Source organism: Sphingomonas sp. Leaf257 (assembly GCF_001422185.1).
Lineage (GTDB): Bacteria > Pseudomonadota > Alphaproteobacteria > Sphingomonadales > Sphingomonadaceae > Sphingomonas > Sphingomonas yabuuchiae.
This window is the reverse complement of the sequence record NZ_LMMH01000025.1, coordinates 1-2,631: the sequence shown is the minus strand read 5'-3', so window position 1 is coordinate 2,631 and position 2,631 is coordinate 1. Positions and strand designations below refer to the sequence as shown.

The window sequence follows — 2,631 nt, the reverse complement described above, 5'->3', positions numbered from 1 at the left end:
CTGAAGCCGATGGAAGGTGCCGAACCGATGCGGGTCGCCGCGGAGTAATTACGGCTCACTCTTCTGTTCCCCGGCGAAGGCCGGGGCCCAGTTGCGGTAAGCTTAAGATGGCGCGCCATCGGCCACGTATTTCGACACGGACCAACGACATAAAGGAGAGGTATCCCCGTGTTCCAGAAAATCCTGATCGCCAATCGCGGGGAAATCGCGTGCCGGGTGATCCGCACCGCGCGCGCGATGGGCATCGCCACGGTCGCGGTCTATTCCGACGCCGACGCCAGCGCGCCGCATGTCCGGCTGGCCGATGAGTCGGTGCGCCTGGGCCCCGCGCCCGCCGCCGAAAGCTATCTCAAGGCCGAGCTGATCCTCACCGCTGCCAAGGCGACCGGCGCGGATGCCATCCACCCCGGCTATGGCTTCCTGTCCGAGCGCGAGAGCTTTGCCAAGGCCTGTGCCGAGGCGGGCGTCGTGTTCATCGGCCCGCCGCCGGGCGCCATCGCCGCGATGGGCGACAAGATCGAATCGAAAAAGCTCGCCAAGGCCGCAGGCGTCAATGTCGTCCCCGGCTATCTGGGCGAGATCGCCGACACCGAGGAAGCGGTGCGCATCGCCTCCGACATCGGTTTTCCCGTGATGATGAAGGCCAGCGCCGGTGGCGGCGGCAAGGGCATGCGCCTGGCCTGGTCCGAGGCCGATGTCCGCGAAGGCTTCGAGGCGACCAAGCGCGAAGGCCTGGCCAGCTTCGGCGACGACCGCGTCTTCATTGAGAAGTTCATTGAGAGCCCCCGCCATATCGAAATCCAGGTGCTGGGCGACCAACATGGCAACATCGTCTATCTCGGCGAGCGCGAATGCTCGGTCCAGCGCCGCCACCAGAAGGTGGTCGAGGAAGCCCCGTGGCGACCAACATGGCAACATCGTCTATCTCGGCGAGCGCGAATGCTCGGTCCAGCGCCGCCACCAGAAGGTGGTCGAGGAAGCCCCGTCGCCCTTCGTCACGCCTGAGATGCGCCGCGCCATGGGCGAGCAGGCGGTCGCGCTGGCGCGGGCGGTCGGCTATTATTCGGCGGGCACCGTCGAGCTGATCGTGTCGGGTGCGGATACGAGCGGCCAGAGCTTCTACTTCCTCGAGATGAACACCCGGCTTCAGGTCGAGCATCCCGTGACCGAAGAGATCACCGGGCTCGATCTGGTCGAGCAGATGATCCGCGTTGCGGCGGGAGAAAAGCTGGCGTTCGGCCAGGACGATGTGACGCTGACCGGCTGGGCGATCGAGAACCGCGTCTATGCCGAGGACCCCTATCGCGGCTTCCTGCCCTCGACCGGGCGGCTGGTCCGTTACAACCCGCCCGCCGAGCAGGCCGATGACGACGTGCGCGTGCGCGTCGACGACGGCGTGGCCGAGGGTGGCGAGGTCAGCATGTTCTACGACCCGATGATCGCCAAGCTGGTCACCTGGGCACCCACCCGCGAAGCCGCGATCGACGCCCAGATCGCCGCGCTCGACGCGTTCGAGATCGTCGGGCCGGGGACCAATATCGACTTCGTCTCCGCGCTGATGCAGCATCCGCGCTTCCGCTCCGGCGCGCTGTCCACCGGCTTCATCGCCGAGGAATATCCCGAAGGCTTCCAGGGCGCGCCCGCGTCGGCAGAACTGACCCGGACGCTGGCCGCCGTCGCCGCCTTCGCCGCCACCGCCGAGGCCGACCGCGCCCGCCGCATCGACGGGCAGCTCGGCCACCGCCTGCAACCGCCCGCCGACTGGACGGTGCGGATCGGGGGTATGGACCATGCGGTCAACGTCTCGACCGACGGGATCAGCGTCGACGGCGCCGAGCTGGACCTCGCCATCGCCTATACCCCCGGCGACCGGATGATCGCGGTCGAGGACGAGGCCGGCGAGGCCCTCCACGTCCGCATCGCCAAGACCCGCACCGGCTTCCGCCTGACCACGCGCGGGGCCAGCCACCAGGTCCGCGTCCTCCCCGCCCGCGCCGCGCCCTATGCCCAGCACCTCATCGAAAAGGTGCCGCCCGACCTGTCGAAATTCCTCATCGCCCCCATGCCGGGCCTGCTCGTCCGGCTGGACGTGGCCGAGGGCGATAGCGTCGAAGCAGGCCAGCCGCTGGCGGTAGTCGAGGCGATGAAAATGGAAAACATCCTGCGCGCCGCCAAGTCCGGCACCGTCAAGACCATCTCCGCCAAAACCGGCGACAGCCTGGCCGTCGATGCGGTGATTTTGGAGCTGGAGTGAAATTCAGGAATGGTTCTTAACCAAATGGCACGGGTAAGGAGACAGGAATCTGACATGCTCTCCGGAAATCATGCCATTGGTAAGTTAGCCTGTCAGATGGAGACGAGCGATGCCGCGAATGCCTAAATGGGCACCTGTTCCCCTCGTTGGGTGCGGCGAGACGGATAATTGAGGCATGGCGGACAGACTACAACACCGTGCGTCCGCAAAGCAGTCTCGGCGGCATGGCACCCGCTAAGTTCACCAACCGCCCCCGCCAAGGGCATGAGGACACGGAAGCTAGAGCGGTTTCCGGCCTTTCTGAATCGTCGAGGATTCACATGGGCGCGGTTTTGTGATTCAGGCTTTGAGCCGGGTCAGGAGGCCGGCACAGATGC

Annotated in this window: 2 pseudogenes; both read left to right on the top strand. The window is 66.2% G+C overall.

The window, feature by feature from the left end:
* Positions 1-168: 168 nt before the first annotated feature.
* Positions 169-2,254 (top strand): annotated as a pseudogene (locus tag ASF14_RS12800) (ATP-binding protein).
* A 116-nt stretch (positions 2,255-2,370) separates the two neighbouring features.
* Positions 2,371-2,490 (top strand): annotated as a pseudogene (locus tag ASF14_RS22560) (integrase core domain-containing protein); the annotation flags it as partial.
* Positions 2,491-2,631 lie beyond the last annotated feature (141 nt).